Origin of the sequence: Streptomyces sp. SID14478 (genome assembly GCF_010548525.1) — a bacterium.
Lineage (GTDB): Bacteria > Actinomycetota > Actinomycetes > Streptomycetales > Streptomycetaceae > Streptomyces.
On sequence record NZ_JAAGMG010000221.1, the window covers coordinates 1 to 6717 of the forward strand.

Annotated in this window: 7 protein-coding genes; 5 read left to right on the top strand and 2 right to left on the bottom strand. The window is 72.5% G+C overall.

Features of this window, described 5'->3' with window-relative positions; translation table 11 throughout:
- Nucleotides 1–242 (bottom strand): NAD(P)-binding protein (locus G3I40_RS08260; protein WP_164301509.1); only part of this gene is annotated, 242 nt, incomplete at its 3' end.
- A gap of 142 nt (nucleotides 243–384) precedes the next feature.
- Here G3I40_RS08260 and G3I40_RS08265 point away from each other — a divergent pair.
- Entirely contained in the window at nucleotides 385–1371 is a 987-nt protein-coding gene (locus tag G3I40_RS08265) for a DUF4349 domain-containing protein (protein WP_164301510.1), read from the top strand.
- A 27-nt stretch (nucleotides 1372–1398) separates the two neighbouring features.
- Nucleotides 1399–2790, top strand: coding sequence for an FAD-dependent oxidoreductase (locus G3I40_RS08270; RefSeq protein ID WP_164301511.1), 1392 nt, complete (start codon nucleotides 1399–1401; stop codon nucleotides 2788–2790).
- 7 nt (nucleotides 2791–2797) lie between these two features.
- On the opposite strand, the gene hemE is transcribed toward G3I40_RS08270, so the two are convergent.
- Complete coding sequence (hemE, locus tag G3I40_RS08275) at nucleotides 2798–3877, bottom strand: uroporphyrinogen decarboxylase (protein WP_164301512.1); 1080 nt, start codon at nucleotides 3875–3877, stop codon at nucleotides 2798–2800.
- Nucleotides 3878–4075: 198 nt separating this feature from the next.
- Here hemE and G3I40_RS08280 point away from each other — a divergent pair, with 198 nt between their 5' ends.
- From G3I40_RS08280 to G3I40_RS08290, 3 genes are all read left to right on the top strand, one after another.
- Nucleotides 4076–4723: a DUF3000 domain-containing protein gene (locus G3I40_RS08280; RefSeq protein ID WP_203643672.1), complete on the top strand. Its 648-nt coding sequence runs from the start codon at nucleotides 4076–4078 to the stop codon at nucleotides 4721–4723.
- Nucleotides 4724–5023: 300 nt separating this feature from the next.
- The gene (locus G3I40_RS08285) at nucleotides 5024–5686 is read left to right on the top strand and encodes a response regulator transcription factor (protein ID WP_164301513.1); all 663 of its coding nucleotides are present in this window, start codon (nucleotides 5024–5026) and stop codon (nucleotides 5684–5686) included.
- A 99-nt stretch (nucleotides 5687–5785) separates the two neighbouring features.
- Nucleotides 5786–6717, top strand: a 932-nt coding sequence (locus G3I40_RS08290) for an HRDC domain-containing protein (RefSeq protein WP_164301514.1), incomplete at its 3' end; no start/stop codon positions are given.

The following is a 6717-nucleotide window of genomic DNA, read 5'->3' on the forward strand; positions in this document are numbered from 1 at the left end:
GCCTCGGGCCGGCGCGCCAGCATCGACTCGGCGCCGAGGTCGACGCGCGCCCCGGCGATCTCCCCGGCGCGCAGCTTGCCGCCGAGCCGGTCGGACGACTCGAGGACGGTCACGTGCACGGGGTCGTCCGCCGAGGAACCGGAGAGCAATCGATGTGCCGCCGCGAGGCCCGCGATACCGCCGCCGATGACGAGGACTTCCCGGCCTCGTCCTGTTCCCGTACCTGTGTCCGTTTCGCGCATGCCCCCACTCTGTCAGAACGCGGCCCCGTCTCCGGCGAGTCCCGACCGTGACCGGTTCGGAACCGTGCGGCGACGTCCTGTGCGGCCGCCCGCGCGTCAAGGGTGTGTCCGATGACCGTCACGACCTTCGGGGGTTACGTCGATGCATCCGTCCACGACGATACGTACGAGGCCTCGGCCGCGGCCGGTTCAGGCGCTGGCCGCACTGTTGCTCGTCCTGGCGCTCGCCCTCGCGGGCTGTTCCGGCGCCGGCTCCGGAGGCGACAGCGGCGACAAGGCCGCTGCGGGCAGCAAGGCGCGGGAGGACTCCGGCAACGGCGGCGGGAGCGGCGACCGGTCGGGCGGCAAGGCGGCCGACGCCAAGAAGCCGCCTGCGCTGAAGGGCGTCCACATCATCCGCACGGCCGACCTGTCCCTGCGCGTCGAGGACGTCCCGGACGCGCTCGACAACGCGCGGTCCGTCGCCGAGGAGGCGGGCGGCATGGTCGGCAGCGAGACGACCGACCGGGACGGCCACGGCCACGAACGCTCGCGCCTCACGCTGCGGGTGCCGCAGGAGTCGTACGACGACGTGCTCGACCGACTCTCGGGCGCGGGGCGCCTGTTGGCGCGCAAGGAGAACGCCGAGGACGTCACCGACCAGGTCGTCGACGTGGACAGCCGCATCGCCTCGCAGCGGGCCAGCGTGGCGCGGGTGCGCGAACTCATGGACCGGGCGACGAAGTTGAGCGACGTGGTGACGCTGGAAGGGGAGGTGAGCAACCGCGAGTCGGAGCTGGAGGCGCTGCTCGCGCGGCAGGCGTCGCTGAAGGACCGCACGACCCTCGCGACGATCTCCTTGAAGCTGTCCGAGGCGCCTTCGAAGGCCGCGGCCGACGAGGACGACGATCCGGGGTTCCTCGACGCGCTGTCGGGCGGCTGGGGCGCCTTCGTGACCTTCCTGAAGTGGGTGGCGATGGTGCTCGCCGCCGTGCTGCCGTTCGCGGCCGTCGCGGCGCTCCTCGTGGTCGCGTGGCTGCGCCTGGTACGGCCCCGGCTGGCGCGGCGCGACACCCGTCCGGAGCCGGTGCCCACGGCGCTCGGCCCGCTGCCCCCGCATCCCAAGTCCGGGCCCGACGAGCAGGACTGAGGCGCGCGGTGCACGTAGCGTGGGCGCATGAACGCTGAGAACTCCGCACGTGAGCGGCTTGTGGTCATCGGTGGCGACGCGGCGGGCATGTCCGCCGCGTCGCAGGCGCGCAGGCTGCGCGGACCGGACGAGTTGGAGATCGTGGCCTTCGAGCGGGGGAACTTCACGTCGTTCTCGGCCTGTGGCATCCCGTACTGGGTGGGCGGCGAGGTGGGCGGGCGCGACGAGTTGATCGCGCGCTCGCCCGAGGAGCACCGGGAGCGCGACATCGACCTGCGGATGCGCACGGAGGTCGTGGAGATCGATGCAGTGGGGCGCCGGGTGCGGGCGCGCGAGCTGGACGGCGGGGCCGAGTCCTGGGTCGCGTACGACAAGCTCGTGATCGCGACGGGGGCGCGCCCGGTGCGTCCGGAGCTGCCGGGGATGGACGCGGCCGGGGTGCACGGCGTGCAGACCCTCGACGACGGACAGGCGCTGCTCGACACGCTGGGGGCGACCGAGGGGCGGCGGGCCGTCGTGGTGGGCGCCGGGTACATCGGCGTGGAGATGGCGGAGGCGCTGCTGCGCCGCGGCTACGAGGTGACCGTCGTCAACCGGGGCGCCGAGCCGATGTCGACGCTCGATGCGGACATGGGGCGCCTGGTGCACGAGGCGATGGACGGCATGGGCATCACGATGGTCGACGACGCCGAGGTCACGAAGATCCTCACGCGGGAGGACGGGCGGGTGCGGGCCGTCGCGACGCAGGACGCCGAATTCCCCGCGGACGTCGTGGTGCTGGGGATCGGGGTGCGCCCCGAGACGTCGCTGGCGCGGGCGGCCGGGCTGCCGCTGGGCGAGCACGGCGGCCTGCTGACGGACCTGGCGATGCGGGTGCGCGGCCACGAGGACGTCTGGGCGGGCGGCGACTGCGTCGAGGTGCTCGATCTGGTGTCGGGGCGCGAGCGGCACATCGCGCTCGGCACGCACGCGAACAAGCACGGCCAGATCATCGGGTCGAACGTCGGCGGCGGCTACGCGGTCTTCCCCGGCGTCGTGGGCACGGCGGTGAGCAAGGTCTGCGACCTGGAGATCGCGCGCACGGGGCTGCGCGAGAAGGACGCCCACCGCGCGGGTCTGCAGTTCGTGACGGTGACCATCGAGTCGACGAGCCGGGCGGGCTACTACCCGGGGGCCGCGCTCATGACCGTGAAGATGCTCGCCGAGCGCCGCACGGGACGGCTGCTCGGCGTGCAGATCGTCGGGCGCGAGGGCGCCGCCAAGCGCGTCGACGTGGCGGCGGTCGCGCTGACGGCGGGCATGACCGTGGAGCAGATGACGGCCCTGGACCTGGGGTACGCGCCGCCGTTCTCCCCGGTGTGGGACCCGGTCCTGGTGGCGGCGCGGAAAGCGGTGGCCGCGGTCCGGGCCGCCGGGTAGCGGACGGTCAGCGGGCGGACTGCGTGTGGACGTACTCCACGAGCCGGCTCAGGGCGTCCGGGTCCATGCTCGGCAGGACGCCGTGCCCGAGGTTGAAGACGTGCCCCTCCAGGCCGGCGGCCGCGTCGAGCACCTCGCGGGCCTTGGCCTCGACGACCTCGGGCGCGGCGAAGAGGACCGCCGGGTCGAGGTTGCCCTGCAGCGCCTTGCCGGGGCCGACGCGGCGCGCGGCCTCGTCGAGCGGCACCCGCCAGTCGACGCCGACGACGTCCGCGCCGGCCTCGCCCATGAGGCCGAGCAGCTCGCCGGTGCCGACACCGAAGTGGATGCGCGGGACGCCGTACGAGGCGACGGCCCGGAAGACCTTCTCGGACGCCGGCATGACGGAGCGGCGGTAGTCGGCCGGGGAGAGGGCGCCCACCCAGGAGTCGAAGAGCTGTACGGCGCTGGCGCCCGCCTCGATCTGCACCTTCAGGAACGCGGTGGTGATCTCGGCGAGCCGGTCGAGGAGGTCGGCCCACAGCTGCGGGTCGCCGTACATCAGGGCCTTGGTGTTCTCGTGGTTGCGCGACGGGCCGCCCTCCACGAGGTAGCTGGCGAGGGTGAACGGCGCACCCGCGAACCCGATGAGCGGCTTCTCGCCGAGCTCGGCGGTGAGCAGCCCCATGGCCTCGGTGACGTACCAGACGTCCTCCGGGGTCAGGTCGCGCAGCTGAGCGAGGTCGGCACGGGAGCGGATCGGGTTGGCGATGACCGGGCCGACACCGGGCTTGATGTCGAGGTCGATGCCGATGGCCTTGAGCGGCACGACGATGTCGCTGAAGTAGATGGCGGCGTCGACCTTGTGCCGCCGCACCGGCTGCATCGTGATCTCGGCGACCAGCTCGGGCCGCATGCACGACTCCAGCATGGGAATGCCTTCGCGCACCTTGAGGTACTCGGGCAGCGAGCGCCCGGCCTGCCGCATGAACCACACCGGCGTGTGCGGCACGGGTTCGCGCCTGCACGCCTTGAGGAAAGCGGATTCCCTGACGGCGTCGTTCGTCGCTGACGGCTGCTGGCCCGTGGCCTCGGTGTTGGCACTCACACGGCAAAGTCTCGCACGGCCCCGAACTGTCCCGAGAACGGTGTCCGCGCAGGGTGTCCTTGCCTGCACGCGGCGCTCGTTCCCCTTAACCTTCCCGGCATGGCCACGGCCGCGGGACGGCGGTCGGCCGGCCCGGACGACTGCGACGGCTGTGACGGGATGAGTGAATCGGTGCGGGAGGGGCAGAACGCTTCGGACATGAACGCTGCACAAGAGGACGACGCCACCCCCCAGGCCTTCCGCACGGCGGTCGACGCCCTGCGGTCCGCGCGGCTCCGCCCGGAGATCGAGATCGACCCCACGCGGCCGCCCCAGCGCCTGGCCCCCTACTCCTACGCACTGGAGGCCACCGTCCTCGACGCCGAGGACCCCGCGGACGCCGACGACGCCGAGGCCCTGGCCGACGGCCGTCTGGTGCTGCTGCACGACCCGGCCGGGCACGAGGGCTGGCACGGCACGTTCCGTCTGGTGACGCTGGTGCGCGCGGAACTCGAACCCGAGATGGCCGCCGATCCACTGCTCCCCGACGTCTGCTGGTCGTGGCTGACGGGCGCGCTGGCGTCCCGTGGCCTGTCCTACGGGGAGCCGTCGGGCACGGTCACCCGGGCCAGTTCGCACTACTTCGGCGGGATCGGCGACCGGCCGCCGGCCTCGCAGATCGAGATCCGGGCGTCGTGGACGCCGCGCGAGAGCCGGGGCGGCGTGCCGGACACGGCCGCGCACCTCGCGGCATGGTGCGAACTGCTGTGCCAGGTCGCGGGGCTGCCGCCGGTGACGGCGGGTCCGCAGAGCGGCGAGGGAGCGATCGTGACGCTTCCGCAGCGACGGGGGCCACGGCCTTCCTGACTTTTTCGCCCCCTTCCTGGCCTGGTCCAGGGTCTGTTTTCGGCCGCGTCGGATACCGCATCCGGCGCGGCCGACGCTCGTTCTTCCGGGCGGAGCGGTCGCGGTTCGCAGCGTTTCCGATTCGGTTTGATCTTCGGATGATCGATACTGTGTCCGAATTGCGTGAATTGTTACTCACCAAATCGTGATCTTTCTCTAAAGGCGGGCGGGTTTGCTGCCGAAGACGACTGTGACCTTGAAAGCACGGTTCGTCCCGGCTTCTTCCCCGAGCCGGCCCCGTCCCGCACCCCAGGAGGCCTGGTGTCCGTTCTCCTCGAGCAGCCCTCAAGCCTGGTCGCCTACCGCCCGAACAAGCCCACCGCGATGGTGGTCGTGGCCGACCCCCGCGTCCGTTCCACCGTCACCCGCCATCTGTGGGCGCTCGGTGTTCGTGACGTGATCGAGGCCTCGTCCGTCGCGGAGGCTCGTCCCCGCATCGGCAACCCTCGCGACATCTGTGTCGCGGACGTCCATCTCCCCGACGGCTCCGGCCTCACTCTCCTCTCCGAGACCCGAGCAGCGGGCTGGCCCAACGGGCTGGCCCTCTCCGCCGCCGACGACATCGGTGCCGTGCGCAACGCCCTCGCGGGCGGAGTCAAGGGCTACGTCGTCACCGGCACCCGTACCAACGTCGGGCTCCCCACCCGTCCCGGCGCTGCCCCCATCGGTGCCGCGGCCGCCCGCATGCACCGCCGCCCCCCGGGTGCCCCGAGCCACCCGGGCGGCTACCGCGAGCTCTCCGGCCGTGAGGTCGAGGTGCTCCGGCTCGTCGCCGAGGGCCAGTCGAACAAGGCCATCGGCGTCTCGATGGGCCTGTCCGCACTGACCGTCAAGAGCCACCTCGCCCGGATCGCGCGCAAGCTCGGCACGGGTGACCGGGCCGGGATGGTGGCGGTCGCGCTGCGCACCGGAATCATCCACTGATCGACCTGTGGCCGGATCCTTCCGGTTTACGCACCTTCAACGCCCGTCGACGGAACGTTCCGTCGACGGGCGTCGTCCGTTCACAGATACCCTTGACAGGTGACCGACGCCCAAGAGACCGCAGCAGACAGCTCACTGCGCACCACCGGAGGCGCCCCTCCGGACGACGGCGGATCTGTTGACGGATCTGTTGAGCGGGCGCCGATCCCGCTTCTCGAGCCGCGCGAGGGCATTCCGCCGGTGATCGCCGACGAGGATGCGCTCGCCGAGGTGGTCGCGGCCTTCGCCGCGGGCACCGGCCCCGTCGCCGTCGACGCCGAGCGCGCCTCCGGTTACCGCTACGGACAGCGGGCCTATCTCGTGCAGCTGCGCCGCGAGGGTGCGGGCAGTGCGCTCATCGACCCCGTCGCCTGTCCGGACCTGTCCGGCTTCGGCGCCGCCATCGCGGACGCGGAGTGGGTGCTGCACGCCGCCACCCAGGACCTGCCGTGCCTGCGCGAAATAGGCATGGTGCCCACCGAGCTCTTCGACACGGAGCTGGCCGGACGGCTGGCCGGCTTCCCCCGGGTGGGGCTCGGCGCGATGGTGGAGAACGTCCTCGGCTACGTACTGGAGAAGGGGCACTCCGCGGTCGACTGGTCGACGCGCCCGCTGCCCGAGCCGTGGCTGCGCTACGCGGCCCTCGACGTGGAACTCCTGGTCGACCTGCGCGACGCCCTGGAGAAGGAGCTCGACCGGCAGGGCAAGCTCGACTGGGCCCACCAGGAGTTCGCGGCGATCGCGGCGGCCCCGCCCGCGCCCCCGCGCAAGGACCCCTGGCGGCGTACCTCCGGCATGCACAAGGTGCGGCGGCGTCGGCAGATGGCCGTCGTGCGGGAGCTGTGGACGGCACGGGACCGGATCGCGCAGCGGCGTGACGTGTCGCCGGGCAAGGTCCTCGGCGACACGGCGATCGTCGAGGCCGCGCTCGCCCTGCCCGCCAACGCGAACGCGCTGGCCGCCCTGCCCGGCTTCGGCCACCGCATGGGCCG